Genomic DNA, 26254 nt, shown 5'->3' on the forward strand with positions numbered 1-26254 from the left:
GGGGCCGGTGGGGGGGTGGGGGGGGGGGGGCGTGGGGCGGGGGGGGGGGGGGGCGGGGGGGGGGGGGGGGGGGGGGGCTGGGGCTTGAGTGTAGGGGTTGGGGTGACTTCAGCAGTAGGGATCGGCTCCGGCTCTTCCTGGGTATCGCGGATAGTTGGGCGCGGCCAGAGCAAAAAGGCGGCTAGCAGAGCCACAGCGCCTCCCCCAACCCAGAGCCACTTCAGGCTGCTGGTGGAAGGCTGGCGAACCGTTCGGGAAGCAGCTGGTGGCAGAGGAGTATCCGTTGGTGGGGGTGTGGCAAGGCGATCCTGGGGAGGGACAGCCGGGAGCGTGTCGCTAGCTTGGATGACTGTGGAGGGCGCTTTGGCCGTTTCGCCTTCGGTTTTGGGGGAGAGCTCCGGTGCAGCTTCTGCTGAGGTAGCTTTCCGCTCAGCGATGTAGTAGGGGATCCCCACACCTGGAGGAGGGATTGGCTCCTCTTCGATGAGCTCTAGATCCTCATCGCGGATGTCCTCAAAGGTTCCTGGGCCTGACCTGGTGGGGGTGCGCAGTGGCGGGGAAGCAGTGTTGGGGAGGAGGACGGTGCTGGCTTGGCTGGGGGGAAGTTGGTTGGCCACCGTCAGCTCATAGGCTTGCAACAGCCGCTCTGCCAGCTCCTGCATGGTCTGCGGCCGCTCGTCCGGGTTTTTCTTCAGACAATCCATCACCACCGCTACTATGGCGGGTGGGATCGGCTGGGGGGCTGTCTCTGGGTTGATCTCAAGGGGGTTTTCATAGCAATGGGCGTGGATCCAACTGTGCAATGAGTCGGTTTCCAAGCGAAAGGGCATGGATCCCGTCAGCATCTCGTAGAGCACCACCCCTAGGGAGTAGATGTCTGAGCGGGCATCCAGAGATTTGCCGCGTACCTGTTCAGGAGAGGCGTAACGAGCCGTGCCGATAAATCCGCCCCCTTTTTGGGTGCCTAGACTAAGGGTGTGATCCGCCAGCGTTTTGGCCACGCCGAAGTCGAGGATCTTGAGCTGAGACGTAAGCTGGCCATCTTGAAAAACGCGCTCGACAAACAGGTTGCTGGGCTTGATGTCGCGGTGAATCACGCCCCGAATCTCGCGGCCTTCCACGTTAGCTCGGAAGGTGTGGGCAAAGTGCAGCCCTTCACAAGCCTGCAGGGCCAGCCGAATGGCCTGCCGAACTGGCAAGGCTCCTTTTTCTCGGATTAGCTTCCCCAGATCCTGTCCCTTGAGGTACTCCATCACCAAATAGGCGTGCTCCCCCTCTTGGCCGTGATCCAGGACTTTGACGATGCGAGGATGTTGGCCTAGAAGGGTGCTGACGCGGATCTCTTCGGCAAAGCGGCGGCGCAAATCATCGAGCTGGGCGTTCCCTCGGCTCAGCAGGGTAGGGGCATACAGGATCTTGACCGCCACCTCTTGGCCGTTGTTGTGTAAGTCCAAAGCCCGAAAGACGGATCCCATGCCGCCACCACCGATTTCCTGAATCAGTTGGTAGCGGCCGCCAAAAATGCGATTGGTGAGATCGGGGACCATAGGTTTGCAGGCACAAAGCAGCTTGGGCAGGGATGTCCATACGATAAACCAATTGCTGGAGTTTATACCCGCTCACTCAGGGATCCCGTTTGCTCCCTAAGAGGGGATAGTCATCCTCAGACCCTCTCTCTGGGAGCAAGAGGTAGGGGTAGTGCTCCGGGCCACTCGCGCGTTCGCAACAGCGCAGCAATAACGACGTAACAAGCTGTTTCACTGCCATTCGTTAGATCAAAAAATTCCCAGTAAATTGTGAAAAAAAGCGGAAGAGAACGCTTGAGGAAATTTGTCTGGGCAACCCCCAGCTTGAAGAGGGATGATGGGAAAGGATCCCTGCGCGAGGTCAGCCATGGATCTGGGCTTGGTGGTGATTGCCTACAAGGAGGGGGATCGCCAGAGCAAGGCTACCTGCCAGCTGTGTGCGGAGCAGCTGCGTCGGCGCGGCGTTACGGTACTGACGGCTCCCACTGGCTTGCACCACAACCCCTACCCGGTCTTTTTGGAGGCCACCTCGGATCCCATCGATTTGGCGGTGGTGTTGGGAGGAGATGGCTCAGTGTTGGCGGCGGCCCGCCACCTTGCTCCCCATGGGATCCCCATTTTGCCCATCCAGTCGGGAGGCAGGCTGGGGTTCTTGGCCCAGTCAGAGCAGGTGCTGCACCAGGATCCCTGGGATCGCATCCAGGCGGGAGACTTTGTCCTGCAAGCCCGCATGATGTTGCAGGCCCAGATTTGGGAGCAGCCCCAACTGGGACAAGGAGCTGTCCCTGGAGAGGAAAAGCAGGAGGGCCGCCCGGTTAGCGAAGTGTACTACGCCCTCAACGAAATGTGCCTAAAGCCCATCAACCGGGAACGCCTGCCCGCCGCCATCATGGAAATCGAAGTCAATGGCGAGGTTCTGGATCAGTACCACGGAGATGGCGTGCTGGTGGCTACTCCAACGGGATCCACCTCCTACACCTTGGCAGCCAACGGCCCCATCCTCGAGCCTACCTTCGAGGCCATCATCATCACCCCCATTTGTCCCCTCAGCTTGTCCAGCCGGCCCATTGTTATCAGCGGCACGGCGACGGTGGAGATCTGGCCCCTTGCCGATCCAGAAGGGCTGACCCGCCTCTGGACGGATGGTGTCTTGGCTCAATCGGTCAACCCTGGCCAGTGGGTGCAAATTCGACGCGCTCCCCTGCCAGCCAAGCTGCTGATCTTAGAAAAAGACCTTTCCTACTTCCGCACCCTGCGAGAGAAACTGCAGTGGGCCGGCAGCCGCATCTACATTCCCACTACCAACCACTGCCCGCCAGGGAGATAGGGAGGCCTTACTCAATCGGAATAAATTGCAGCAGGGATCCCGGCTCAACGAGATGACCTGGCACCGCTTCCCCCTCCTGAGGAGGGTGAGCTAGGAGCAGGCAGCGATCTTGGGGAGTGAGGCTGAAGCCAGTAGGGGAGTTGGAGGGCCCTTGGGAGCCCAGCTGCGGATCCCCGACGAACGTCAGTTGGGCTAGGAGGGCCAACAGCCAGTCGAGATGGGCCAGATCGGCCCCGAAAGCAGTTCGCGTCTGCAAGGTGGCCAGAGCCACGGGGTAGCCTTCTCGAATCAAATAAGTGAGGATCCCAGCGCAGCGTTCTACAGCCCGCTCCAGCTTGTTGCGATGCGCTTCAGGGCTTTCTCCCCGCGGCTGCCAGCGATTTTCAAAGCAGAGGACAATGGCCTGGGAACGGGGGCGCTCCAGCTCCCGCACGACCAGTTGATCTCGCTTGGCCGAGATCTTCCAATGCACAGAGCGCACATCATCTTGGGGACGGTATGGCCGCAGGCCGAGGTAGTCCCCCTCCTGGCCGGGCTGAGGGCGCAACTGGCTGCTGCCGCCAAAGTGCTCCCACAGCAGCAGTCCCTGGACGAGGGCAGGCTGGGGAAATACAATCACCGCCTGCGGCTCCTCGATCGCCACTGCCTTGCGAAAGAGTTCAAAAGGAAAGCTGGTGGCAATCTCAAAACCCTGCAGCTGCCACACCCCTCGCCTTGGGAAGGTGTGCTGATAGAAGGTGTCCAGCTTGGCACCGGGATCCAACCGCAGCACATAGCTGGAAGGCCAATCCGTCCGCTTCAGTCCCTCGATGCGTTCCCTCACCTGGAGGGAAAAACTGGGCAGGCGGCGTTTGCGATTGACCAGTGTCAGCCCCACCAAGACCGGCTGGCCAGCAAAGATGCGGCTGGGCAACTGCCGGCTCACCTCCAGATCCTTGAGGGTAAGCTCGGAGAGGAGGCCGCTAAGAAGAATGAGGCTAAGCAGCATCCCCAGAACCAAGTAGAGAGGATTGTTGCCAGTGTTAAAGGCGGCAATACTCACTAGGAGCGTGATCCCAACAAACCAGCCCCCGATGCGAGTAAAGCGCAGGCGGCGTAGAAAACGAACGCGCTCTTTCGATGACAGCTTTGCAGGGACAGCTCCGAGTTGGGGAAACTGGTGCAACCACGGAAATAGTTGAAGTAATCTTCGGCTGAGCTTCGATAGCACCTGAGCTCCCTCCTCCAGGGCTGCTAGGGTTCTTCTGCCAAGATTTCAGCAATGGCCAGGGCCACCCGCTCCTGTTGCTGGAGGGTCAACTCAGGAAAACAGGGCAAAGACAACACCTGGGCAGCACAGAGCTCGGCATTGGGCAAGTCTCCAGGCTTATATCCCAGCTTGCGGTAGACGGGCTGGAGATGAAGGGGAGTAGGGTAGTAAACTCGGCTGGCAATGCCTCGCTTCTGCAACTGCCGCTGCAGTCGGTCGCGCCGCCGCGAGTCGGTTGGGTGGGAACCGGGCACCCGCACCGTGTACTGATGCCAAACGGAGTTTCCCCCCTTTGCCACCTGGGGCAGGATGAGGCCAGGGATCCCTTGCAACAGGCGGTGATAGCCCTCGGCAATGGCCTGCCGCCGCCAGTTCCACTCCCGCAGGTAGGGCAACTTGACCGACAGGATTACCGCCTGCAGCGCGTCCAGACGGCTGTTGAGGCCGATGTATTCGTGGTGGTATTGGCCAACTTGGCCATGTTCTTTGAGGATGCGCACCTTGCGGGCCAGTTGCGGATCCCGGGTCACCAATGCCCCGCCATCTCCTGCAGCCCCCAAGTTTTTGGTGGGAAAAAAGCTAAAGCAGCCAATATCTCCCCAGGTGCCCACCGGCTTGCCCCCCCAGCAGGCCCCTATGGCCTGGGCGCAATCTTCCACCACTGCCAACCCATGGCGTCGCGCAATGGCCAAAATTTGGGTCATGTTGGCTGCCTGGCCAAACAAATGCACGGAGATTATGGCTTTGGTGCGCGGGGAGATGCTTCTTTCGAGAAGCTGGGGATCCAGGTTGAAGGTGCAGGGATCCACATCCACAAATACCGGCCGTGCCCCCACCAAATCGATGGCCTCGGCGGAGGCAAAAAAGCTAAAGGCAGTGGTGATGACCTCGTCGCCCGGTTGGATCCCCAGAGCGCGCAGGGCCAACACCAAAGCATCGGTGCCGGAGTTGCAACTGACGGTCTCCAGATCGCCGCCGCCGAGAAACTGCGAAAACAGCTCCTCGAACTGCCGCACTGCCTCTCCGCCAATGTACCGCCCAGAGGCCAGCAAAGCTTCCACCTGAGGCAAAAGGGTCCTAGCCAAAGCGCGGTATTGCAACGTCAAATCCAGCAGCGGGATCGGCTCATCCGTCATGGTGCTGCCTTTTGGGGTAGCGGCCACAGCCCATCATCGAGGATGAGAGTTCCAAAATTGGGCCTTTTTGTAGCTTAGTTGCTGAGAAGCCGCTGGGAGCCAGACCCGCTCCGAATTGAGCCCAACCTGAGCTAGAGTAAACGCGGTACATCCCTGGCCAGGGATCCCCTAGGCTGGATACAGCTATCGACAGGATGTTCTATGGAGATTGCTTCTCAAGCAGTTCTCGGCAAAGCCCCTTTGGCCCCCCGAATTCTCGCTTTGGTGCCGGGAGGGATTGGCGACCAAATTCTTTTCTTCCCCACCCTAGCGAGTTTGCGGCAGCGCTTTCCAGAAGCGGAGCTGGAGGTGTTGGTAGAGCCGCGGGCGGCAGCTGCCTACGAGGTCTGCCCCTCGGTGAATCGGGTGCTGACCTTCCCATTTAAGGAGCAACTTTCGCTAGGGGATATCAGCGATCTGCTGGGGCGAATCCGCGAGCGGCAGTACGACGCCGTGCTCAGCCTGGGCAGAAGCTTGTGGGTCAAGCTGTTGCTTTGGCTAACTGGGATCCCAAAGCGGGTTGGCTATGCCCCGCCAGGGCCTGGGCGACCTTGGCTGACCGACCCGGTGCCTCTAAAGCTGGCCCAATACGCCGCCAACATGTACCACGACCTGCTGCAGGGGTTCGGCATTGCCGCGCCGGCAGGCTTGCCCCAGCTTCGCCTCAAAAAGACAGCCCTGGAGTGGGCTGAGCAGGAACGCAAGCGTCTGCTAGGGGAGGGCAGCCAAGATTATGTGCTGTTGCACCCTGGCGCCAGCCAACTGTCCCAGGAGAAAGGCATCCAGAAGATCTATCCCCCAGAGAAGTGGGTTAGGGTGATCAAGGGTTTCCGGGAAAAGCGGCCGGAGCTGCCGCTCGTGCTGGTGTTGGGGCCAGAGGATGAGAAGCTGGCGGAGGGCTTTCTGTCGCAACTGCCGAATCTGCCGGTGAGCCGCCCGCCCCAGCTAGGCCAACTGGCGGCCTTGATTGCTGGCTCCACCCTGCTTTTGTGTACCGACAGTGCCCCCATGCACCTGGCAGTGGCCACGCAAACTCCCCTGGTGGCTCTGTTTGGCCCTACAGACCCAGAGCGGCTTTTGCCTTCCGAGGGGCCGTTCCGCGCCGTCAAGGCCGCCAATGGGGTGATTGACTCCATTGCCCCTGAGCAAATCCTAGAGGTGATCTTCCCCGGCTAGAAGCAGGGCTTGCCATGCGGACGAAGGGACTTGAACCCTTACGCCTTGCGGCACTAGATCCTAAGTCTAGCGCGTCTGCCATTCCGCCACGTCCGCAAGAGGTGGGATCCCGCTCACCTATGCTAACCCAAGCTGGCTCTGGCTAGCTCGGCAACTAGCTTGCGGCGACCTTCAGCTCTTCTGTGGCGTCCAAAACCATCCAGCTTTGCCCTGCCGTTTGCTGCCACAGCTCAAAGTGGAGATGCGGCCCAGTCACCGCTCCCGTTGCCCCCACATAGCCAATGAGGGATCCCTGCTTAACCCCTTCTCCTGGGGTGACAGCTACTTGAGACAGGTGACCATAGCGGGTGCGCCGGCCGCCAGCATGCTCTAGGACAACCGTGATCCCCAGATCTCCCAGGGAGCCGGCACTCACCACCTTGCCGCTCAAGGCAGCCAGGACTGGCGTGCCCAAGCTGGCCCCCAGATCCACGCCGGCGTGAAACTCCGGCTGACCCTTGAGGGGGTGAATCCGCAAGCCAAAGCCAGAGGTGATCGGCGCGGGGTGGGGCAGCGGATAGAGCAGTCGCTCTTTGCTGGGGGACAAGGTGGGCAAGGTCAGCGGCGGCAGCTCAGGGGTTTCCTCAATGCGAAGCTCTCCCCCTGGCAGGAGAAGGAGGCGGCGGCTGGAGCTGCGCTCCACCAACACCACCGGCACCCCACTTTCCGGCTGGGCCTCGGTAACTTTGCTCGGTTGAGAAGCCGAGCCCGGGGTTCTCAGGGTGTCTTGCGGCAGGGGAAGGGCACCATCTTGCAGCAGCGCCTTTGCGGCAGGGGTGTCCAGCGCTGGCCCCACAGGGGGAGGAGGGGGCAAGTGCATCTGCGCCAACAGCGCCGTGGGAGAGGACCAGAGCAGGCTTAGCCCTACGCCTAGACTCAGCCCCAGCCGCCGCAGCTGCCGCCCTCTTGCTGCCGAGCTGCTGCACAGCCAAGAGGAAAGACGCTGCCCAAAAGAGGTGGCCACCAAGGGCTCCATCACTCCCAGCCACTGGCAAGAGACATTTGATAGCTCAGGCGCACCTGGTCGGGAGAGAGGACGAGGATCTGCCCCCCCTGAGTTTGTACCCGCAGCCTGCCATCCTCGGCAAGGCCCAAAACCGTAGCCGACGCCTCACCTGGGAGCCATTGGATTTGCGGCTTCACTGTCCAGGTCTCGTACTCGCAGCAAACAGCAGCAAACCCCTCCTTGAGCCAGACCTGGAACCCCCGCTCCATCCCCTGCAAAACCCAGGCGGCAATGGCGGTGCTATCCTGCCGGCATCCCAAGATCTCAGCTAAATTGATTCCCTCGGCGGGCACGGGATTGTTGATATTCACACCTACGCCGGCCACCAGCCCCAGCAGTTGTCCCCTTTCCCCAAAGCGGCCTTGCACCAGGATCCCCCCCAGCTTGCGCAGAAAAGCCGGCTCCTGGCTATCCACTATCACCAGGTCGTTGGGCCATTTCAGCCGCAGCGGGATCCCCAACCGATGGCGCAAACTGCCGGCAATGCCCCAGGCCAAGGTCAGGGTCAATTCCAGCAGGGAATGCCGCAGGGGAGGGGATCCCAGCCAGACCGACAGGTACAACCCCCCTGGCTGCGAGTGCCATACTCGCCCGTGCTGGCCCTGGCCTGCCCGCTGGCGAGTGCTGACCAGAACGGTGCCCAGGGGCAGAGGTTGAGGGAAGCGGCGACCCCAGTCCAAGAGCAGCCGGTTGGTGGAATCGGTTACTGCCACCTGGAGGAGGTGATGCCCCCAGCCCCCTCGACCCACCAGGGATCCCAGCCGCGCGGGGGAAAGCATGGCTTGAAACTAGCTCAACACAATATCTTCTGCTGGGCGCTGGGCCAGCCGCTTCAGGTTTTGGTAGCGCAGCATGTCCAGTAGGTCGTTGCCAGAGCGACCCTCCAGGCGAGCCTCCAGGTGCAGCGCTTGCCCTAGGGCCTCCACTGCCTGCAACCGCGGAACTCCGCGCAACACCAGCCGGTCCACAGCGTAGGCATCAGCAGCCAAAAGGCGGCGGTCGTTGGTCTGGTCGCGGCGCAACTGCCAGAGAGCCAAGCCGCTTAAGCCACCGGAAACCGTTGCCCCCACCGGATCCTGCTGGACCACCTCGAAGATCAGGCTCAAGCCCCCCAAGGCGGCAATAGCCAGGTAAAAGTCGATCTGCCGCGAGGCTGCCCGGCTGTAGTAGCCTACTTTGTGCAAGAACAACCCCGCCCGCTGCAAGGGGGTAAACTGCCGCCACTCGTAGGGTTTAATAAAAAGCCGCAGCTGCCGCTCCCAGGGCAGTTGCCGCCGGCCTTTGATTACGACCGTCTGCCGCTCCGAGGCCGGCAAGATCTTGACGCTCTCTCGCATGCTGGCCGGCAGCAGATCCAGCAGGCGGTCAATCTCAGCCTGCTCGAGAACGTAATCGTAGCCGTTGTCGTAGCCGTAGTACTCCGAGTTCATGCCGGGCCCACTCCTAACCCCATCGCCTGACGCATCTCTCGCACCGCTCGCTCCAACCCCACCAGCACTGCCCGACTGATGATGCTGTGGCCAATGTTTAGCTCCTCTATGCCCGGGATCCGCGCCACCGGGCCCACATTCCAGTAGGTGAGGCCGTGCCCAGCATTGACCCGCAGCCCCAGTTGAATGGCCTGTTGGCTAGCCTTCTGCAGCTGGGCCAGCTCCGCCTCCCGTTGGGCTTCCGAGGAGGCCTCCGCATACCGCCCGGTGTGCAGCTCCACCCAGCGCGCCCCCACCTGAGCAGCAGCGGCAATCTGGATGGGATCTGGATCGACAAACAAGCTGACGGGAATGCCAGATCCCTGCAGTCGATCTACCACTTCACCTAGGCGTGAAACCTGACTGGCCACATCCAGTCCCCCTTCGGTGGTAATCTCTTCCCGCCGCTCGGGAACCAGCGTGACGTAGTCAGGCTTGATCTCCAGGGCAATGGCCACCATCTCCTCTGTTGCCGCCATCTCCAAGTTGAGGTGGGTACGCACCGTCTGCCGCAGCAGCCGCACATCCCGCTCCTGAATGTGGCGGCGATCCTCGCGCAGGTGCACCGTGATCCCATCTGCGCCTGCCAACTCGGCAATGACGGCAGCGGCCACCGGGTCCGGCTCGACGGTGCGGCGGGCCTGGCGCAGCGTGGCCACGTGGTCGATGTTGACTCCAAGGCTGACCAAGGCTAACGTTCTCTCGTGGCAGAAGATCCAAAGGAATGCTCCTAGTATTACATTATTCAATCTGGGCTGCTTAGGGACAGGCGAGACAGAAACCCCGGAGGCCAAGGGCCTATGATCGAAGACGACGCTTTTCCCCTCCGGGATCCCTGCAGGCTTGCCATGACCAATCCAAATGCCTCTTTGGCGGTAGGACACCCTTCTCTAATTGACCGAGCGCGGGTGGCGGCCCTGATTGCCCAATACCTGCCGGTGGAGATTTGTATCTACTACCAGGTGGTGCCTTTGGCCCTGGATACGGACAGCTTGATCCTGGGCATGGTGGATCCCCAGGATTTGGCAGCCCTGGACTACGTGAGCAAAATGCTGGCTTACTCCCAGATCTCGGTTGAGCCAGTTCCGATTACGCTGGAGCAGCAGCAGGAGTTAATTGCCCACTACTTCAGCCATCCCCCCAGCCCAGCAGAGGTAGAGCGGCTCCGCCTGCAGGCCCAAGCCAGCCGCACCACCCCAGAAGTCCCCGCTCCCGTAGCCGGGCCGCCCAGCCACCCAACTCCCACCCAGCCGCTGCCGGCACGGCCAACTGCTCCGCCCTCTCCTAGTGACGAATCGGAAGAGACGGTGCAGCAGTTGCTGAACTCGATGCTGCGGCGGGCTTTAGACGAGAAAGCAGAGCAAATTTTTGTAGAGCCCCAGGAGGGAGTGCTGTGTCGGGTGCGCTACCGCCAGCAGGGGATTTTGCGGGATCTGTTCAAGGAACTCTCGGAACCCATCCGGGCTAGGCTAATCGCTGCCATGAAGCGGATGATGGCTCTCGATCCCAGCCTCATCGGGGAGCCGCAGCAGGCAGAAGCGGAGCGGCTGTACCGGGGGGAGCCGCTGGTGCTGCAGTTGCGCATTATCCCCCAGCCCTCCAAAAGCGGGCCAGGCTCTCCTCCCAGGGAAGGAGCCATCCTCAGCATTCTGCGAGGAGAAGCCCTCCAGAAGTACCAGCAAAGCCAAAACCGCCTCCGCGTCTCCGAGACCTTGGCTTTGGCCCAACAAACCCACCAACTGCTGCAGCAGCTGCAAGTGGCCCTTAGCAGCACCCTGGGGAAGCTTAAGCAGTATCCCACTCCCCCTGACAGCAACTGGCCCCTGATGGCAGAGACGTTAGCGGCCATCCAGGCCCAGGCCCAGATGCTTGCCATCCACCAGCAGGACTGGGAAAAACTCACCTCCGGCAGTTGATCCGCTAGGCCTTTGGCGGGATCCCCCTGCTTTTGCTAGCTCCCCACGTTTTTGCGAACCTAGCAGTTAAAATGACGCCGGCAATAACGGTCGCCCCAGCAATAAGGCCAAGACGTTCCAGCCGTCCTCCGCTGCTCTAAGCAATACCAGATCCCTGTATAGTTTCTCGACTCGCGCCAAGGGCTTTTCGGTATCCCCCGTCAGCCAATCGATCCGCTGCAAAATTACTTCTCGACTAAGCGCTCAAGCTGTTCTTCTGTTGAAATCGCCATCAAGTTTTGCCAGACGTTTGCCTTTCTAGTGCCAGGAAAGGGGACGGTCTCCGCTCCTGCCGGGTGCGATAATCTGGAAATCGTGCAGTCATGCGCGTTTAGCCTCCATGCCCTCCACAGATCCGAGGTCTTTGCCCCAGCCCCAGTTGCCGCCCAGCAAAACCCCTGCCAATTCCCCATCTCGCACCTGGTGGCAGGCGCAGCGGGAAAACCTGCTGACGGTGCTGCTGGCGCTGCTACTGGCCCTTGGCATCCGCACCTTTGTGGCGGAGGCGCGCTGGATCCCCTCGGATTCCATGCTGCCCACCCTAGAAGAAGGGGATCGCTTGGTGGTAGAAAAGGTTAGCTACCGCTTCAGCGCCCCCAGACGCGGCGACATCATTGTCTTCTACCCGCCTGCCCACTTGAACTTCAACGGTGCTTACATCAAGCGGGTAATTGGCCTGCCAGGGGATCGCATCCGCATTGCTGAGGGCAAGGTAATCGTCAACGGCATTCCTCTGCAGGAGGACTACATCTACGCTCCCCCTGACTACTCCTGCCCTGGCGAGCGCTGTCCTGGAGTGCCCAACCAGGGATCGGAATTTGTTGTCCCTCCTAACTCCTATTTTGTAATGGGGGACAACCGCAATGACAGCCAGGACTCGCACATCTGGGGGTTTTTGCCCAAAGAAAACATTATCGGCAATACCATCTTTCGCTTTTGGCCACCCAACCGCCTGCGCTTTTTCACTCCACCCACCTACCCTGAGCTCTCGGCAGCGGCGACTCGAGCCTCGGGTCTATCTCCGTAAAAGCCTTCTAGCAAGGCCGCTCGAGGACGTAGTCTACCATCTGCAGCAGAGCCTGGCGCGCTTCAGAGTCCGGCAGAACTTGCAGCGCCTCGGCAGCCCGTTGGGCATAGTCGCGCGCCAACTGGCGGGAGCGCGGGATCCCCTCACTTTGGTAGACCCACTCTAGAACCTGCTGGAGATCCTGCGGTTCGGCCAACTCTCTGAGGATGAGCTCCCGCATCTGCGGAAACTCCTCTAGCGCAAACAAAACGGGTGCTGTCAGGTTGCCCTGGATGAGGTCGGATCCCACTGGCTTGCCCAGCGTCTCCGCCGACCCAGTAAAGTCGAGGAGATCATCGACAATCTGAAAAGCGATGCCCAGGTTGCAGCCAAAGTCGAAGAGGCGATCGGCTACTTCAGGACTTACCCCGCTCAGGAGACCTGCTGCCTTAGCACTGCCAGAAATAAGGGAGGCGGTTTTGTAGAAGCTTTTGGCGAGGTACTCTTCCAGGGAGACGTCGGGATCAAAGCGAGTGAGGCTCTGGCGCACCTCTCCCTCTGGCAGGTCCATAATGACCTTGGACAGCAGCTTCACCACCTCCAGGTTGTCCAGGTTGGCCAAATACCAGGCTGCCTGCCCAAACAGGTAATCCCCTGCCAGCACCGCCACCCGGTTGTCAAAAAGGGTGTTGACTGTGCTGACGCCGCGCCGCACGGTAGAAGCGTCGATGACGTCGTCGTGCATCAGGCTGGCGGTGTGGATCATCTCGGTAATTTCCGCCAGGCGCCAATGCTGGGGGGTAATCTCCCCGTCGGGCGTAGTAGCCCGCGCGATCAGGAGCACGATTGCTGGTCGGATCCCTTTCCCCCCCACCGAGAACAGATGTTCGGCAGCCATGGCCAGGATGGGGTGTTTGGCGCTGACCAGCCGCGTCAAGTTCTGGCGTAAACGCTCTAGATCCGCTTCTACGGGGCCAAAGGGGGAGAGTACGGAGGTCATGAAGCCAAGCCAGGAGAGGATTTACAAAATTTCATATCCTTTCCTATTCTAGAGCACCTCAACCTGCTCGGAGAAAAGCAGGGGGTATCATGCAGACAGTCCTCGACTCCTCCTATGGCCGATCCTATTCCCCCGCTTCAGACTGGCTCTATCCCTCCACTTCCTGAAGAACCTGATTGGGAGGAAGAGTGGGAACTGGCGTTGGAGCGACCCCCTCTCTCGGGGCGGGCCCAACCTCACCGCCACGATCCGCAATCGCGGCGCAAGCTGATTCACCGCCTGGCTCGCATTGAGGGGCATGTGCGTGGGATCCGCTCCATGATCGAAGAGGATCAACCCTGTCCGGATGTGCTGCTCCAGATTGCCGCCGTCAAGGGGGCGCTAGATCGGCTGGCGCGGATTATCCTCAACGATCACATCCGCCACTGCATTCGCCATGCCGTTGAAAGCGGCAATATTGAGGTGGAACTGGAAGAGCTGCAGCGGGCTCTGGATCGCTACCTCAGCTAGCGCAGCCGTTGGTGGCGGCCCTGGGCTTCTAGCTGTTGCTGGCAGCGAGCTGGGCATACCGCTGCAGGAGAGCGGCACTTTTCAGCTGCCACTGCAGGCCCATGAAGGCCCAGTCTAGAAATTCGTCAATCTCCTCCCGACTAAACTGCATGGCCTTGCCAATTTCAAAAATCAGGGCCTCCTCTTTTTCTGTCAGCTTGTTGTTGACCACTGCCATCGCCGCCAAATCCCGCAGGATCAAGGCCCCGGCAGCGTTGTGCAGAGGCGGGATGGCGCTGAGCTCTAGGGCTGCAGTCGTGTCGTTGGCCAGATAGCTTTGAGCTACCTCTTTGTTAATGCCCATGCCTTCAGCAATTTGCAGAAAGAAGTCGGCTTCTTCTTCATCGAGCTGGCCGTCCACGCGGGCTACGGCAATGAGGGCTCTGAGGTAGAGCTGGCGCTGCTCTGCAGTCAAGTCGGTGTAGGTGATCATGTGAAGTTGTGCCTTGGGTTTCCTCTTCAACTTTGCCACGAAGATCCTCCCTTGGGGTTGAGTCGGCACTTTATCCAGGTAGGGGAAAATCGACTAGAATGAGAAGCCTGTGTTAGCGACTAGCCGGACCCAGCCTCCAGGAAGGGACGTGGAGGAGAGGCTAGGCGGTTGGTTTCCGTTTCCTAGACAACCCTACCCAGCTTGCGGAGCACCTCCAATGGTTAAGTTGCGGCTCAAGCGCTTTGGAAAGAAGCACCAACCCAGCTATCGCATCATCGCTATTGACAGTAGGGCTCGCCGGGAAGGTCGCCCGCTGGAGGAGTTAGGCTACTACAACCCGCGCACCAAGGAGACGGTTCTGGAGACAGCGGGCCTACTCAAGTGGCTGCGGCGCGGTGCCAAGCCCACCGATACGGTGGACAGCCTCCTCAGAAAAGCGGGCATCTATGAGATGTTGAAAGCCGGTGAGGGGGGTGTGGTGGCCTCGATTCGCATTCCGGCCATTGCCAAACCTGAAGCTGGGGAGGAGCAGAAGGTTCCCGAGGGATCAGAGGAGGGGGAGGAGAAGTCCCAGCCCGAGGCAGCCACTGAGGCCTAGGCTCAGCTACGCTTGCGGTTAGGTTGCGTTTTGCCTCCCATGCCGGACTACGAGACCCTTGCTCATCTTTTGATTGAACCGCTCCTTACCAGCGGCCCCCTGCAAACAGATGTGGAAACCACCTGTGGAGGACGCAAGGTCTGGCTGCGGCTAGCCTTTGACCCCAAGGATCGCGGTCGGGTGTTGGGGCGAGGTGGGCGTACCTTGCAGGCAATTCGTCAGGTGATGACAGCAGCAGCCCAGTTGGCAGGGCAATCGCTGTACATCGACATCTACGGAGAATCAGGAGAGCGAGAATGAGCCAGATCCTGACCTTCTTGGGGAAGGGGGGCACGGGCCGGAGCACTCTAGCTGTAGCAGTGGCGCGGGCAGCAGCGCAGCAGGGGCGGCGAGTGCTGCTAGTGGGCCATCAGGCGGGGCCGGGGTTGGAGATGCTTCTGGGTGGGATCCCGCTTTCCGGCGAGCCGGTAACCATTGCCGCCAACTTAAGCGTGGTGCAGCTGCGGACAACCCAGCTTCTGGAGCAGTACTGGACGGCAACCAGGGAGCTGGAAGCCCAATACGTGCGCACTCCCTTTTTCCGGGAAATCTATGGGCAGGAGCTAGGGGTGCTGCCAGGGATGGACCAGGCCCTGGCTCTGGAAGCCCTGCGCCGCTACGATGCCAGCGGTCAATACGACTGCATTCTCTACGATGGCCCAGGGGACTTGACCACCTTGCGGGCGTTTGGGATCCCAGAGGTGGCCAGTTGGTACTGGCGGCGAGCTTCTCAGGCTTTCCTCCAATCCGATCTGGCCAAAACTCTCCTTCCCTTTCTCGAGCCGCTGCTGCGGTCGGTGACGACCCTGGAGTTTTCCTCGGTGGAGGAGCTCCTAGCTCGCCTGGGGGGGATGGCCAACCTTTTCGAGCAGGGGCGCTCTGCCATTGCCGATCCGCGGCGGGTGGTAGCGCATTTGGTAACGACTCCGGATCCCATGGCAATCCAGGTTGCCCGCTACCTCTGGGGCAGTGCCCAGATGGTGGGGCTGACCGTGGGTGGCCTCTGGGTCATGCCGCTAGTTCCCGGAGAGGTGTCGGCGGCTGAGTTTTCTCCTCTGCCAGTGCGCACCCTGCCACGGCGCCAGGGATCGGATTGGTCGGCGTTGGAAGAGGCAGTAAGTGGGATCTTTGCCCTGCCTGAGGTGCCGCCGCCCGTAGCCATCGACGAGGGCTCCCGCAGCGTGAGGCTGTTTCTTCCTGGCTTTAGCAAGACCCAAATCGAGCTGAGCCAATCCGGGCCAGAGTTGACCATCACCGCTGGGGATCAGCGGCGCAATTTGTTCTTGCCGCCCAGCTTGGCAGGCCGGCAGGTAACCGGGGCCAAGTTTCAGGAGCCCTTTCTGATTATCAGCTTTGCCTAGCAATCCCGGGAGGGGGCATGTTGGCCAAGCGGATCATTCCCTGTCTGGATGTGGCAGGGGGGCGGGTGGTCAAAGGGATCCAGTTTGGGAACTTGCGGGAGGCTGGGGACCCGGTGGAGCTGGCGCGGGCCTATGATCGGGCAGGGGCGGATGAGCTGGTCTTTCTGGACATCACCGCCACCCATGAGGAGCGGGAGATTTTGCTGGAGGTGGTGCGGCGCACAGCAGAGCAGGTATTCGTTCCTCTCACCGTAGGCGGTGGGATCCGCGACCTGGAGGGGATCCGGCAACTGCTGCGGGCCGGCGCCGACAAGGTCAGCCTTAACTCGGCAGCGGTTCGGGATCCGGATCTGGTTACCCAAGCCAGCCGCCGTTTTGGCTCCCAGTGCATCGTCGTGGCCATTGACGCCCGCGCCAAACCTCAAGGCGGGGGGTGGGAGGTGTACGTGCGCGGTGGGCGGGAGCCGACAGGCCTGGATGCGGTGGAGTGGGCCAAAACCGTAGCCGAGCGGGGGGCAGGGGAAATCCTGCTGACCAGCATGGACGCTGATGGCACCCAGGCCGGCTACGACCTGGAGCTGACCCGGCGGGTGGCCGAGGCAGTGGCGGTGCCGGTGATTGCCTCCGGAGGAGCAGGGGAATGTGCCCACATCCGCCAAGCTCTCCAGGAGGGGGGGGCAGAAGCAGCTCTACTGGCTTCGCTGCTCCACTACGGCCAGCTGACGATTGAGCAGATCAAGGCCGACTTGGCCGCCCACGGCATTCCCGTGCGTCGCTAGCTGGGGGAGGAAGCCGTGCAGGTTTCTAACCTAGCCGCTCTCTTGCCCGAGGTGTGCCGCCTAGCAGAAGCGGCAGGGCGGGCCATCTTGCCCTTCTATCGGCAAGAATCGCTGCAGGTCGAACTCAAAGCAGATGCCTCTCCCTTGACCGAGGCGGATCTGGCTGCCCACCGCCTGCTCCTCGAGGGACTGCAAGAGATCACCCCCACGATTCCCGTCCTCTCAGAAGAAGCCGGCGGGATCCCCTACTGGGAGCGGCAACAGTGGCAGCAGTTTTGGTTGGTGGATCCCTTAGATGGCACGCGCGAGTTCCTCGAGGGCAACGGCCAGTTTACCGTCAACATTGCCCTTATCGAGGCAGGGATCCCCATCTTGGGCGTTGTCCACGCCCCGGCGTTGGGCCTCACCTACAAAGCTGCCCAAGAGCTAGGGGCCTACAGGGGTGACGAGCCCATCTGGTCCCGCCCGCCTGCCCAGCCCCCTCTGCAGGTAGTGGCCAGCCGCTCCCACAAGGACACGGAAACAGAGCAGTTCTTAAAGCGGCTGCAGCGCCGCTACGGCCTCCTTGAGGTGAAGTCGGTGGGCAGTGCCCTCAAGTTTTGCCTAGTGGCCGAGGGATCCGCTCACCTCTACCCCCGCTTTGGCCCAACCCTGGAGTGGGATACTGCCGCCGCCCAGTGCCTTGTCGAGCAGGCGGGGGGCAGCGTCACGGACTTGCAAGGGGATCCCTTGCGCTACAACAAGCCAGACTTGCGCAACCCCCCCTTTATCGTGACGGCTGCAGGCGCAGCCTACCTCTGGCAAGGCCTGATCCCCTGAGGGAAGCTACATTCCCATTTCAACCGGGTTGAACCCCTCTGGAAACTTGGTGTACTCGTCGTAGAGGGCGCCGCGAAAGTGGGTGTTGGTGATGGTGGCTCCGCGCAGGTCGGCGCCAAAACGCAGATCGGCTCGGCCGAGATCGGCCTCGCTGAGATCGGCCCTGAGCAGCTTGGCCCGGTAGAGGTTGGCCCCCCGTAGATCCGCCTTCACCAGCTTAGCCCCGATGAGATTGACCCTCCGCAACTTGGCGCCGCGTAGGCTGGCTCCAGTTAGATCTGCCCCCGACAAATCTGCTTCGCGCAAGTCTGCCCCGCTTAAGTCAGCATCCCGCAGGATAATCCCCCTCAAGCTTGCGCCGCTCAACTGGGCCCCACTCAGGTTAGAGCCAGAAAAATCTCGCTGGCCAGAGGCATAAGCCTGCAACAGTTGCTTGGGATCCAAAAGAGGCTTGAGACTCACCGTTGCCATTGCTCGTGATTTCTTGCCGAAATGCCAGAAGGCGACCTTGCTCCCCTCTATCCAGAGAGAGCTCCTTTGCGCAGCTTACCACCTCTTGGCTCTCTTTTAGAGCAGCCCCACGTCCGTAGGCAAGGAAGAGAGCCCCCCGCACTAACTCCTGGCATTAGAGTTGATCAATTTCGCGGCGCAGCTCTTCCAATTCTGCATCTACATCTACTTTGCCCCCAGTTGGAGCTCCAGCTTGACCTTGCTGCGCAGCTTCCGTCTCACCGGCAGGCAACTGGGCCTGGATGGCTGCCTTGAGCAACCTCAGCTCCTGATCCACATCCGCTCCGCCTGCTTCTAGAGCGGCAAACTGCTGCTCCAGGCTGTCGGCTGCCAGCTCGGCCACTGCTGCGGATTGGGCCTCCAGAGCGTTTACCTTCTCTTCCATGCGCTCAAAGGCGGCAAAGGCGCTGCTGGGATCCACCCGGCCGATAACCTGATTGATCTGCTGGGAAGCCTTGGCGGCGCGGGCTCGGGCGATGAGCATGTCCTTTTTGGTTTTGGCCTCGGCAATCTTGCTTTCCAGCTTGGTCATGTTGGTTTTGAGCATCTCCACTTGCCGGGTCTGCTCATCCAGCTGCCGCTTCAGGCTTTGGGCAGTCTCGACAAAAGTTTTCTTGCGCACTAGGGCTTCCCGGGCCAGGGCCTCGTTGTTGTTGCGTAGGGCCAACTCAGCCCGTCTGTGCCACTCCTCCGCGCTTTGCTGGGCCTGCTCGTACTGCCGCTCCAGGCGCTTCTGGGCAGCAATGGCTTGGGCGACGGCCTGCCGCATTTGGTAGTGATCCTCAGCCATGTCCTGAATGGTTTGGTTCAGGATCTTCTCTGGATCCTCGGCACTGCTGATGAGCGCGTTGAGGTTGGCTCTAATGATTCGGCTGACCCGCTCAAACAATCCCATTGGTCTTTCCCCCTCTCGCAGTTTGACCTAATGCTACCCTCGCCCCCCCGGCGCCTTCCAGGGCCTCTACTCCAGTATAGGGATCCCTGAGGCGAGCCAGAGGGGATCCCGCCTCTTTTTGCATGGGGGTGGGTTGCGTGGCAGCTTTGGCTCTTTTTTGGCTTGCTTGCGCTGGGCTGTGCTGGAATCGAACCAGCGGCTCCCACCGTGTCAAGGTGGTACTCTACCTCTGAGTTAACAGCCCCAATGAATAGGCGTGCCTCTACTGAGAGTCAGTAGTTGATCGTATCACTGAAAAACGCGGCGCGGAAGCCCCCCTCTTGAGCCGTGGGAAGGAAACGGGAAAGGAGGCTTCCGAGTAGCGCAAACGGTGTGTTACTCCAGCCTGGGGCGGAAGGGGGAGGTGGATCCCAACGCGACCAACGGAATTGCCCTATTGAACCAGCCCAGAGGTTCAGGGTTGACTTGCTAGCTGTAGGGCTACAAGGAGCCCCCGGCTGCCGCTTCGCGGAAGCAAGCTATGGCTGTGGGCTCTCCTCTCACCGGACAATCGGCCGCTTTGTGGCATAACCAACCTCTCTTGTAGGCACTTTGCCTAGGCTAAAGTTGGCTCCGTCTTTTGCCTGGGTGCTCATCAAGAGCCAAGGAGCAACTACCGTCAGCTCGACGGGAAGTGACGCCTATGGAGATCCCTCTAATGGGGTAGTGGAGGTGAACTCTGCTGCTAGCTAAGGGTCGTGGAAGCAGGAAGAAAGCGTCGACCTGGAGCAAAAGTCCGCTTTTGTCCGAGGTTGTATGAGTCTTTCAGAGCGGGTAGCTTACAGGCGCCATTCGGCAGACTTAATCAAATTGCGAAAGTCGCGGACCACTGCTTCGCAGCGGTGAAAAAAAGCCAGCACCCAGTCCCGCAGCACTTTTTGCTGAGACTCGTCCAGCTCCTTGAGGAGGCCTTTGTAGTGAATTTGGCCACTGCGCTCGATCTCAAACTCGTTGAGCCACTCGGCTAGGGATCCCTGCTGCTCCAGCACTTCCTGTCGGGCTGCCTTCCAGTAGTTGACAATCACCGCCTTGCCCAGATAGCCACTAGCAATCTGGCAGAGACGGTTGAGCGATTGCACGAAAACCTCCACCTTCCTGGGGCTGCCCCTCGCCCCAGGCTGAGTTGTCTCGGGCTGGCTTTCTGTCAAATTGGCGCTGGGCTGGGTGGGGTTGCGAGCAGCCTCTGCCTGGCTGGTCAAAAGGCGAAAGGCAGCTAGGCCCTTCGACGCATCCTGTTGCAGCTCGGCTCGCAGGCGGTTGACTGCCAAGGTGTAAACCGGCATCACCAGCTCGTCATTGACTGCCACCAGCAACACCCATTCCGGCCCCAGGGGGTAGACAAAAACCCGCTGCTCGGCAAACTGAAAGTCAAAGTAGTCCAGTCCTGGGGGCATGGTTTGCAAAACCTGAAACAGCCCTTCGGTGAGGGCCTGCTGCTGTCGGCTGTCCAAGTTCTGAAAAGAGCGGTAGAAAAAAGGGCGACCTGTTCGACTCAGGAGCGCTACCCCCATCACCCCGCGGATGGACAAAAAACTCTCGAGCGTCTCTTTTTCCATGCCCCTTGGGAGCCAACTGGGCCAACACAACTCCTATCCTGGCTCAGATTAGCCGGCACTGGCTGCAGCTAATACTGGCAGCCTAAAAGGCCAGGACGGGGACAACAACCGGCCTCAGAGGAGCACCTGTAGCCTGCCCCCTTGCTGCTTCTAAGCTGGCTCTATGCGACTAGGCCTGCCGGAGACCAGAAGTGCCTTTGCCCAAAAATTCCCCAATTCGTTCTATCGCCTCCTCCAGCCGGGATCCCTCTGCCACCAGCGCAAAGCGGACATAGCCTTCGCCGCCGGGGCCAAAGCCTGAGCCTGGCGACAGAGCCACCCCGGTAGCCCGTACCAAGTCTAGACAAAACTGGGCTGAGGAGCCGCGATAGAACTCGGGCAAAGGTGCCCACAGGTACATGGTGGCCTCCGGCAGGGGCACGGGCCAGCCGATGCGGTGCAGAGCGGCCACCGCAAGATCCCGTCGCTTGCGGTATACCTGCCGCCAGTGATCCAAAAAGCTATCGGGAGCCGCCAAAGCCGCTGCTGCTCCCCGCAAGATGCCCTGGTAGGGGTGGAAGTCAATGGTGGACTTCACCAGCCGCAAGGCTCGGATTAGCTCGCGGCTACCGATAGCATAGGCCACCCGGAACCCCCCCATGTGGTAGGACTTGGAGAGGGAAAAGAACTCGATGGTGCGGGTCTTGTCGGGATCCGCCTGCAGCGCCGAGGGAGCCACCTGGCCGTCGAAACACCAATCCACGTAGGGAAAGTCGTGCGCCAGCACGATGTTGTACCGCTGGCAAAATTGCAGCGTTTCCCGCCAAAACTCCGGGGTAACGGTGGCAGTGGTGGGGTTGTGGGGATAGCTCAGCACCAATAGCCGCGCCTGGCGGCAGATCTCCTTTGGGATCTCATCCCACTGGGGTAGGAAGCGGTTTTCTGCCCGCAGGGGCAAGTAGTAAGGGATCCCGCCCGCTAGATGGATCCCCCCCACATGGGAAGGATACCCAGGGTCGGTAACCAAGGCAACCTCGCCGGGGTTAAGCAGAGCTAGCGGCAGGAGGGCCGTCCCCTGCTGGGATCCAATCAGGGGCAGCACCTCCGTTTCTGGATCGATGACTAGGCCAAACTTCCTCTGGTACCACTGGGCACAGGCGGCGCGAAACTCAGCCGTGTCGTGGAAGAGGGTGTAGCCGTAGGTGGAGGGATCCGCCAAAGCCGCTTGCATGGCTGCCAGCGCTTCCGGAGGTGGGGGCAGATCCGAGGATCCCAGAGACAGGTCGATGACATCCACGCCGGAGCGGCGCGCCTCCCACTTGGCCTGGTCTAGCTGGTCAAAGACATTAGAGCGCAGGGGCTCAAGTCGTTGGGCAAAGGCAGCAAGCATGCAGCAAGTCCAAAGGGGCTAGGGGTTCCTGCCAGCATTGGAAGAGTTGGCTGCAGGCGGTTGCGTGGCCGCCGGGCCGCGGTCGAAGATCTCGATGTTCCACTGTCCCCGACCGTTACTCTCAAAGGCGATAAAGCGCCCATCGCCGCTGATGGTGGGGTTGCGCACATCCCCTGGCACCCGGCTGCTGATGTTCTCAACCCGGCGGGTTTCGCGGTCGTAGAGAAAGATCTCCGATTTGCCCAGCGCGTTGGACACATAGACGATGTAGCGCCCATCAGCGCTGATATCGGGCGAACTGGCGGCCACGTCGCTGGAATTAAGCCCAGGCAAGTCTACCAGCCGCTGTTCCACCAGGTCGTAGAGAAAAATGGCCTGACTGCCGCCGCGGGCTGAGGAAAACACCAGGTAGCGACCATCGCCACTGAAAGCGGGCTCCCCATCGGGGAAAATGCTGTTGAGGCCGCTGTTGGTCAAGCTAGAAGGGGAGGTACGAAAACCTGCGGGGCTGCAGCCCAGCAGCCCTAAGCTCAAGCCGGCCAAGCACAACTTCCCCACCCACCCGACTGGGCTGAACAGAATCCGGCCCTTGGTTAGCATGGCATTGCCTTTCCAACCCCTTTCTCCCATCCATCATAGCCAGTTGACAAACTCGGCTTAGGCTAGGAGTTGCCGGCGACAGTTCTACAGGGGTTATTTTCTGCCATGGCTGGCCTTGGCTTTTCCACTCTTTACCGTTGCTATTGTTATTGTTGAATCTGCCTCTCCGGGGCTGTTTTCCGCTGCTACTGGCTATGGCTTGCCGCAGCAGTCTGCAGGAGGATCTCCATTACCAACAAGCCAAGCGCAGCCTGCGCCAGTGGGTGGCCCAACTGGATCTGCGCCCCCAGGAGATTGCCGGCCTGGAAGGGGAGCTGGAAAACTTGCAAGCCCTGCTGGACAAACTGGAAGCCGAGATCATCCACATTGCCGCCTTCGGCCTGGTGGGGCGGGGCAAGTCCTCCCTGCTCAACGCTCTCCTGGGGGAGCCGGTTTTCGCCACGGGGCCTACCCACGGGACCACCCGCACCCAGCAAGTAGCTGCCTGGAACATCTGCTGGGGAACTCGTCCCCCCTGCTCTTTCCTATCCTCGGCCTCGGTGCAGTCGGTTCAGGTCAGCCACTGGCAGGGATCCCGGCTGGAGCTAATCGACACTCCTGGCCTGGATGAAGTAGACGGCGAAGAGCGGGCGCGACTGGCCCAGGAGGTGGCCCAGCGGGCAGATCTCATCCTCTTTGTGGTCTGCGGAGATCTGACGCGGGTGGAGTTTGAGGCTCTGGCGACTCTGCGGGAGGCGGGCAAGCCCATGCTGCTGGTGTTCAACAAGATCGACCAGTACCCCGAGGCGGATCGCCAGGCCATCTACGACAAGATCCGCAACGAACGGGTGCGGCAGCTTCTTTCCCCTGACGAGGTTGTCATGGTGGCCGCCTCGCCGCGCGTGCCGCGCCTGGTGCAGAAGCCAGATGGCAGCTTTGGCGTGGAGATGGAAAGCGGCCCCCCCCAAGTGGACGCGCTGCGCCTAAAAATCCTAGAAGTCTTGCAGCGGGAAGGGCGCTCCCTGCTAGCCCTCAACGCCCTCCTCTTTGCCGATCGCCTCAACCAGCAGGTCATCGAGCGCAAGTTGCAAAGCCGCGCCCAGCAAGCCCAAGATCTCATCGCCGCCGCCGCCCGCACCAAAGCCCTGGCCGTTGCCCTCAACCCCGTTACTCTGCTTGACACCCTGGGGGGGTTGGCTTTGGATGTGGCCCTCATCTTGCGCATGGCCCGCCTCTACGGCTGGCCCCTGACCACCGCCGGTGCCATGCAACTGTTGCAGAAGATTGTCCTCAGCATGCTCAGCCTGGGGGCAGGAGAATGGGTGGCGCTGTTGGGATTGGGATCCCTGAAAACCTTGCTGGGGGGATCCCTGCCCTTTGCTGGCGGACTTTCGCTAGGAGCCTACGGGTCAGTGGCCCTGACGCAGGCAGTGATGGCTGGCTTTTCCTGCTACGCCATTGGCGAGGCAGCCCGCCGCTACCTGGCCCAAGGAGCCAGTTGGGGGCCGGAGGGACCCAAAGCCGCCATAGCCCAGATTTTGGCCGATTTGGACGAAGCCTCAATCACCGCCCGCCTTCGCGAGGAGATCCGCACCAAAATTGGCTTGGCCCCCACCTAAACCTCCGCCCTTGACAAGAAGCGCTGAACGACTGAGCAAGGGAGAGGCGTTGGTAGGATAGGGAGTGCTCTCTCTGCCGTCCTTTGCCATGGCAGCTCACACCTTTCAAGATCTAATCCTTCGCTTGCAGCAGTTTTGGGGAGAGCAGGGTTGCCTAATCCTGCAGCCCTACGACCTGGAAAAGGGGGCCGGCACCATGAGCCCCCACACCTTCCTACGCGCCCTAGGGCCGGATCCCTGGCGGGTGGCCTACGTGGAGCCCTGTCGCCGCCCCACTGACGGGCGCTATGGCCAAAACCCTAACCGCTTGCAGCACTACTTTCAGTACCAAGTCCTCCTCAAGCCCTCCCCCGACGACATCCAAGAGGTGTACCTGGAGAGCCTGCGGGCCTTGGGCATCGACCCGGCAGAGCACGACATCCGCTTTGTGGAAGACGACTGGGAATCCCCCACCCTGGGCGCCTGGGGCGTGGGCTGGGAAGTGTGGCTAGATGGCATGGAAATAACCCAATTCACCTACTTCCAACAAGTGGGCAGCCAGGATTGCCACCCCGTTTCTGTGGAGATTACCTACGGTCTGGAGCGCCTAGCCATGTACCTGCAGGGGGTGGACTCCGTTTTTGACCTCTGCTGGAGTGAGCACCCTTCTCTGGGACGGATTACCTATGGGCAGATCTATTTCCAAAATGAGGTGGAGCAATCCTACTACAACTTTGAGTATTCGAATCCCGAGATGTTGTTGGAGCTGTTTCGGCTCTACGAAGCCGAGGCCAAGCGGCTAATCGAAACCACGCGGCAGAAGCTCCAAGAACAGGTCTTGAGCGATCGGCTACCGGTGTCGCTGCTTCTGCCTGCCTACGACTACGTGCTCAAGTGCTCCCACACCTTCAACCTGCTCGATGCCCGCGGCGTCATTGCCGTGGCTGAGCGCACTCTCTACATCGGGCGCATCCGCAACCTGGCTCGCCAACTGGCAGAGCTCTACCTCAGCCAGACAGGCCGCTCCCCCTCCAGCCATGCTCTGCCCTAGCTGGAACCTAACTTTTTGCCGGGCTAGGGATCGAAGCCAGGGAGCCCTCTTTTGGCTATGATAGGAGATTGACACTAGCCAGCTCTGTTCTGGTGCAACCCTTTTTGCGTTAAGCTAATCAACGCTCTTAACCAGTCCACCTTACTATTTTCCGGAAAATTTATGTTTCGATACCCCGTCACACGGGTTTCCATCTTTATCGATGGAAACAATATGTTTTATGCTCAACAAAAAATCGGCTGGTTCTTTGATCCCCGCCGGGTCTTGGATTACTTTGTCAGGTCCCAACCCAACGTCGAGCTAGTCAATGCATTTTGGTACACCGGCATCAAGGATCCCAACGACCAAAGGGCCTTCCGAGACGCCCTGATCAACTTGGGCTATACGGTTCGCACCAAGCTTCTCAAGGAGTATCGGGACGAAGATTCGGGCCGTTACTCCCAGAGGGCCAACCTAGATATCGAAATTGTTATCGATATGTTCAACACGGTCGGTCAATACGACCGGCTCATCCTGTTTAGCGGCGACGGTGATTTCGAGCGGGCCATTGAGTTGTTGCGCTCCAAAAACACTACGATTACAGTTGTCTCCACCGAAGGGATGATTGCCCGCGAGCTGCGCAACGCCACCGACCGCTACATCGACCTCAACGACATTCGCCCCTACATTGAAAAGTTGGACAAGTAGTCTTTGAGGATGGGGGCAGACAGGGCAAGGAGCTAGAGGTCAGCGAGCATTGCCCCGCCGGCCCAGCTCGCAGAGGCCACCGCCAACACAGGCGATAAGACCCCAGGAGACGGCCCAGCTTTTGCCCAAAGAGATCTCGGTTAAAGCCACCACCACCGCTGCTGCCAGCAAGAAAGGGACGACGCTGAGCAAAGAGGCCAGAGCTCCGCTGGGATCCCAGGGCAATTGCTTTTCCCAGTGCTCCTGCAGCTTTTGATGCAGTGGCGACAATCCGCTCTGAAAGACTTATACAACGCTGGACAAAAGCGGACTTTTGCTCCAAGTTGACGCTTTCTTCCTGCTTCCACGACCCTTAGCTAGTGGCAGAGTTTACCCCTACCACCCCGCCAGAGGGATCTCCACAGGCGTCACTTCCCCGCGAGCTGCAGGTAGGTGCTCCTTGCCCACCTAAGGCACACCGGCTA

General features: G+C 60.5%; 27 protein-coding genes, 2 tRNA genes and 1 pseudogene. 13 read left to right on the plus strand and 17 right to left on the minus strand.

The features are described 5' to 3' along the window. On the minus strand, window positions 1-1547 hold a 1547-nt coding region (locus NW808_RS05500; RefSeq protein WP_414420550.1), incomplete at its 3' end, for a serine/threonine protein kinase. A 346-nt stretch (window positions 1548-1893) separates the two neighbouring features. Between NW808_RS05500 and NW808_RS05505 the strand changes: the two genes are divergently transcribed. After that, complete coding sequence (locus NW808_RS05505) at window positions 1894-2853, plus strand: NAD(+) kinase (protein WP_414409910.1); 960 nt, start codon at window positions 1894-1896, stop codon at window positions 2851-2853. A gap of 7 nt (window positions 2854-2860) precedes the next feature. Here NW808_RS05505 and NW808_RS05510 read toward each other — a convergent pair whose 3' ends face one another. Together NW808_RS05510 and NW808_RS05515 are read right to left on the minus strand one after the other, a co-directional pair. After that, complete coding sequence (locus tag NW808_RS05510) at window positions 2861-3895, minus strand: DUF58 domain-containing protein (protein WP_414420551.1); 1035 nt, start codon at window positions 3893-3895, stop codon at window positions 2861-2863. 191 nt (window positions 3896-4086) lie between these two features. Then, window positions 4087-5238, minus strand: a complete 1152-nt coding sequence (locus NW808_RS05515; protein WP_414420552.1) for a DegT/DnrJ/EryC1/StrS family aminotransferase — start codon at window positions 5236-5238, stop codon at window positions 4087-4089. A gap of 201 nt (window positions 5239-5439) precedes the next feature. Between NW808_RS05515 and NW808_RS05520 the strand changes: the two genes are divergently transcribed. Then, window positions 5440-6453, plus strand: a complete 1014-nt coding sequence (locus tag NW808_RS05520; protein ID WP_414412406.1) for a glycosyltransferase family 9 protein — start codon at window positions 5440-5442, stop codon at window positions 6451-6453. Window positions 6454-6468: 15 nt separating this feature from the next. Here NW808_RS05520 and NW808_RS05525 read toward each other — a convergent pair. From NW808_RS05525 to NW808_RS05545, 5 genes are all read right to left on the minus strand, one after another. Continuing rightward, window positions 6469-6549 (minus strand) — tRNA-Leu (locus NW808_RS05525). A 58-nt stretch (window positions 6550-6607) separates the two neighbouring features. After that, on the minus strand, window positions 6608-7468 hold the full coding sequence (locus tag NW808_RS05530) for a M23 family metallopeptidase (RefSeq protein WP_414420553.1): 861 nt from the start codon (window positions 7466-7468) through the stop codon (window positions 6608-6610). Further along, window positions 7468-8277, minus strand: coding sequence for a biotin--[acetyl-CoA-carboxylase] ligase (locus tag NW808_RS05535; protein ID WP_414420554.1), 810 nt, complete (start codon window positions 8275-8277; stop codon window positions 7468-7470). Before NW808_RS05535 ends, NW808_RS05530 begins: the two co-directional genes overlap by 1 nt. A gap of 9 nt (window positions 8278-8286) precedes the next feature. Next, a complete protein-coding gene (locus NW808_RS05540) occupies window positions 8287-8928 on the minus strand; it encodes a DUF3318 domain-containing protein (RefSeq protein WP_414406222.1) in 642 nt (213 codons plus the stop codon). After that, the gene (locus NW808_RS05545; RefSeq protein ID WP_414394588.1) at window positions 8925-9656 is read right to left on the minus strand and encodes a pyridoxine 5'-phosphate synthase; all 732 of its coding nucleotides are present in this window, start codon (window positions 9654-9656) and stop codon (window positions 8925-8927) included. The genes NW808_RS05540 and NW808_RS05545 overlap by 4 nt, the downstream gene beginning before the upstream one ends. Window positions 9657-9815: 159 nt before the next feature. Here NW808_RS05545 and NW808_RS05550 point away from each other — a divergent pair, with 159 nt between their 5' ends. Both NW808_RS05550 and lepB read left to right on the plus strand, forming a co-directional pair. Further along, entirely contained in the window at window positions 9816-10883 is a 1068-nt protein-coding gene (locus NW808_RS05550) for a hypothetical protein (protein ID WP_414420555.1), read from the plus strand. 379 nt (window positions 10884-11262) lie between these two features. Beyond that, window positions 11263-11949 carry a signal peptidase I gene (lepB, locus tag NW808_RS05555; RefSeq protein WP_414409917.1) on the plus strand — a complete coding sequence of 229 codons (687 nt, stop codon included), beginning with the start codon at window positions 11263-11265 and terminating at the stop codon, window positions 11947-11949. A gap of 7 nt (window positions 11950-11956) precedes the next feature. Here lepB and sds read toward each other — a convergent pair whose 3' ends face one another. After that, window positions 11957-12928 (minus strand): solanesyl diphosphate synthase, encoded by a 972-nt coding sequence (gene sds, locus NW808_RS05560; RefSeq protein WP_414420556.1) that lies wholly within the window; start codon window positions 12926-12928, stop codon window positions 11957-11959. A gap of 114 nt (window positions 12929-13042) precedes the next feature. On the opposite strand from sds, the gene NW808_RS05565 reads away from it, so the two are divergent. After that, window positions 13043-13438 carry a metal-sensing transcriptional repressor gene (locus tag NW808_RS05565; protein ID WP_414394582.1) on the plus strand — a complete coding sequence of 132 codons (396 nt, stop codon included), beginning with the start codon at window positions 13043-13045 and terminating at the stop codon, window positions 13436-13438. A gap of 28 nt (window positions 13439-13466) precedes the next feature. Here the strand turns inward: NW808_RS05565 and NW808_RS05570 are convergent, their stop codons facing one another. After that, window positions 13467-13949 carry a TerB family tellurite resistance protein gene (locus NW808_RS05570; protein WP_414420557.1) on the minus strand — a complete coding sequence of 161 codons (483 nt, stop codon included), beginning with the start codon at window positions 13947-13949 and terminating at the stop codon, window positions 13467-13469. Between the two features lie 178 nt (window positions 13950-14127). On the opposite strand from NW808_RS05570, the pseudogene rpsP reads away from it, so the two are divergent. From rpsP to cysQ, 5 genes and pseudogenes are all read left to right on the plus strand, one after another. After that, window positions 14128-14373: pseudogene (gene rpsP, locus NW808_RS05575) on the plus strand (30S ribosomal protein S16); the annotation flags it as partial. A 174-nt stretch (window positions 14374-14547) separates the two neighbouring features. Continuing rightward, the gene (locus NW808_RS05580; RefSeq protein ID WP_414394578.1) at window positions 14548-14808 is read left to right on the plus strand and encodes a KH domain-containing protein; all 261 of its coding nucleotides are present in this window, start codon (window positions 14548-14550) and stop codon (window positions 14806-14808) included. Beyond that, window positions 14805-15908, plus strand: a complete 1104-nt coding sequence (locus tag NW808_RS05585) for an ArsA family ATPase (RefSeq protein WP_414420558.1) — start codon at window positions 14805-14807, stop codon at window positions 15906-15908. The genes NW808_RS05580 and NW808_RS05585 overlap by 4 nt, the downstream gene beginning before the upstream one ends. Window positions 15909-15925: 17 nt before the next feature. Further along, the gene (hisF, locus tag NW808_RS05590) at window positions 15926-16687 is read left to right on the plus strand and encodes an imidazole glycerol phosphate synthase subunit HisF (protein WP_414420559.1); all 762 of its coding nucleotides are present in this window, start codon (window positions 15926-15928) and stop codon (window positions 16685-16687) included. A 15-nt stretch (window positions 16688-16702) separates the two neighbouring features. Beyond that, window positions 16703-17506: a 3'(2'),5'-bisphosphate nucleotidase CysQ gene (gene cysQ / locus NW808_RS05595; protein WP_414420560.1), complete on the plus strand. Its 804-nt coding sequence runs from the start codon at window positions 16703-16705 to the stop codon at window positions 17504-17506. A 6-nt stretch (window positions 17507-17512) separates the two neighbouring features. On the opposite strand, the gene NW808_RS05600 is transcribed toward cysQ, so the two are convergent. From NW808_RS05600 to NW808_RS05625, 6 genes are all read right to left on the minus strand, one after another. Continuing rightward, a complete protein-coding gene (locus NW808_RS05600) occupies window positions 17513-17977 on the minus strand; it encodes a pentapeptide repeat-containing protein (RefSeq protein ID WP_414420561.1) in 465 nt (154 codons plus the stop codon). A 154-nt stretch (window positions 17978-18131) separates the two neighbouring features. Beyond that, entirely contained in the window at window positions 18132-18911 is a 780-nt protein-coding gene (locus tag NW808_RS05605) for a PspA/IM30 family protein (protein WP_414420562.1), read from the minus strand. A gap of 172 nt (window positions 18912-19083) precedes the next feature. Then, a tRNA-Val gene (locus NW808_RS05610) sits at window positions 19084-19155 on the minus strand. Window positions 19156-19729: 574 nt separating this feature from the next. Beyond that, on the minus strand, window positions 19730-20506 hold the full coding sequence (locus NW808_RS05615) for a hypothetical protein (protein ID WP_414420563.1): 777 nt from the start codon (window positions 20504-20506) through the stop codon (window positions 19730-19732). Between the two features lie 169 nt (window positions 20507-20675). After that, window positions 20676-21875 carry an LL-diaminopimelate aminotransferase gene (locus NW808_RS05620; protein ID WP_414420564.1) on the minus strand — a complete coding sequence of 400 codons (1200 nt, stop codon included), beginning with the start codon at window positions 21873-21875 and terminating at the stop codon, window positions 20676-20678. A gap of 18 nt (window positions 21876-21893) precedes the next feature. Further along, window positions 21894-22475, minus strand: coding sequence for a TolB family protein (locus tag NW808_RS05625; protein ID WP_414420565.1), 582 nt, complete (start codon window positions 22473-22475; stop codon window positions 21894-21896). Window positions 22476-22669: 194 nt separating this feature from the next. Between NW808_RS05625 and NW808_RS05630 the strand changes: the two genes are divergently transcribed. From NW808_RS05630 to NW808_RS05640, 3 genes are all read left to right on the plus strand, one after another. Further along, the gene (locus NW808_RS05630; RefSeq protein ID WP_414420566.1) at window positions 22670-24073 is read left to right on the plus strand and encodes a DUF697 domain-containing protein; all 1404 of its coding nucleotides are present in this window, start codon (window positions 22670-22672) and stop codon (window positions 24071-24073) included. Window positions 24074-24161: 88 nt separating this feature from the next. Beyond that, window positions 24162-25103: a glycine--tRNA ligase subunit alpha gene (glyQ, locus tag NW808_RS05635; protein ID WP_414420567.1), complete on the plus strand. Its 942-nt coding sequence runs from the start codon at window positions 24162-24164 to the stop codon at window positions 25101-25103. 162 nt (window positions 25104-25265) lie between these two features. Next, entirely contained in the window at window positions 25266-25790 is a 525-nt protein-coding gene (locus tag NW808_RS05640) for an NYN domain-containing protein (protein ID WP_414394559.1), read from the plus strand. 39 nt (window positions 25791-25829) lie between these two features. Here NW808_RS05640 and NW808_RS05645 read toward each other — a convergent pair whose 3' ends face one another. After that, window positions 25830-26060 carry a hypothetical protein gene (locus NW808_RS05645; RefSeq protein ID WP_414394557.1) on the minus strand — a complete coding sequence of 77 codons (231 nt, stop codon included), beginning with the start codon at window positions 26058-26060 and terminating at the stop codon, window positions 25830-25832. Between the last annotated feature and the right edge of the window lie 194 nt (window positions 26061-26254).

It is taken from the genome of Synechococcus sp. W70.1, assembly GCF_047461515.1.
Classification (GTDB): Bacteria; Cyanobacteriota; Cyanobacteriia; order Thermostichales; family Thermostichaceae; genus Thermostichus.

Bases quoted from the DNA above. Each gene is read 5' to 3' on its own strand.
- NW808_RS05505 (WP_414409910.1), top strand. From the start codon at position 1,894: ATGGATCTGGGCTTGGTGGTGATTGCCTACAAGGAGGGGGATCGCCAG.
- NW808_RS05515 (WP_414420552.1), bottom strand. From the start codon at position 5,238: ATGACGGATGAGCCGATCCCGCTGCTGGATTTGACGTTGCAATACCGC.
- NW808_RS05520 (WP_414412406.1), top strand. From the start codon at position 5,440: ATGGAGATTGCTTCTCAAGCAGTTCTCGGCAAAGCCCCTTTGGCCCCC.
- NW808_RS05530 (WP_414420553.1), bottom strand. From the start codon at position 7,468: ATGGAGCCCTTGGTGGCCACCTCTTTTGGGCAGCGTCTTTCCTCTTGG.
- NW808_RS05535 (WP_414420554.1), bottom strand. From the start codon at position 8,277: ATGCTTTCCCCCGCGCGGCTGGGATCCCTGGTGGGTCGAGGGGGCTGG.
- NW808_RS05540 (WP_414406222.1), bottom strand. From the start codon at position 8,928: ATGAACTCGGAGTACTACGGCTACGACAACGGCTACGATTACGTTCTC.
- NW808_RS05550 (WP_414420555.1), top strand. From the start codon at position 9,816: ATGACCAATCCAAATGCCTCTTTGGCGGTAGGACACCCTTCTCTAATT.
- lepB (WP_414409917.1), top strand. From the start codon at position 11,263: ATGCCCTCCACAGATCCGAGGTCTTTGCCCCAGCCCCAGTTGCCGCCC.
- sds (WP_414420556.1), bottom strand. From the start codon at position 12,928: ATGACCTCCGTACTCTCCCCCTTTGGCCCCGTAGAAGCGGATCTAGAG.
- NW808_RS05565 (WP_414394582.1), top strand. From the start codon at position 13,043: ATGGCCGATCCTATTCCCCCGCTTCAGACTGGCTCTATCCCTCCACTT.
- NW808_RS05580 (WP_414394578.1), top strand. From the start codon at position 14,548: ATGCCGGACTACGAGACCCTTGCTCATCTTTTGATTGAACCGCTCCTT.
- NW808_RS05585 (WP_414420558.1), top strand. From the start codon at position 14,805: ATGAGCCAGATCCTGACCTTCTTGGGGAAGGGGGGCACGGGCCGGAGC.
- hisF (WP_414420559.1), top strand. From the start codon at position 15,926: ATGTTGGCCAAGCGGATCATTCCCTGTCTGGATGTGGCAGGGGGGCGG.
- NW808_RS05600 (WP_414420561.1), bottom strand. From the start codon at position 17,977: ATGGCAACGGTGAGTCTCAAGCCTCTTTTGGATCCCAAGCAACTGTTG.
- NW808_RS05605 (WP_414420562.1), bottom strand. From the start codon at position 18,911: ATGGGATTGTTTGAGCGGGTCAGCCGAATCATTAGAGCCAACCTCAAC.
- NW808_RS05615 (WP_414420563.1), bottom strand. From the start codon at position 20,506: ATGGAAAAAGAGACGCTCGAGAGTTTTTTGTCCATCCGCGGGGTGATG.
- NW808_RS05620 (WP_414420564.1), bottom strand. From the start codon at position 21,875: ATGCTTGCTGCCTTTGCCCAACGACTTGAGCCCCTGCGCTCTAATGTC.
- NW808_RS05625 (WP_414420565.1), bottom strand. From the start codon at position 22,475: ATGCTAACCAAGGGCCGGATTCTGTTCAGCCCAGTCGGGTGGGTGGGG.
- NW808_RS05630 (WP_414420566.1), top strand. From the start codon at position 22,670: ATGGCTTGCCGCAGCAGTCTGCAGGAGGATCTCCATTACCAACAAGCC.
- glyQ (WP_414420567.1), top strand. From the start codon at position 24,162: ATGGCAGCTCACACCTTTCAAGATCTAATCCTTCGCTTGCAGCAGTTT.
- NW808_RS05640 (WP_414394559.1), top strand. From the start codon at position 25,266: ATGTTTCGATACCCCGTCACACGGGTTTCCATCTTTATCGATGGAAAC.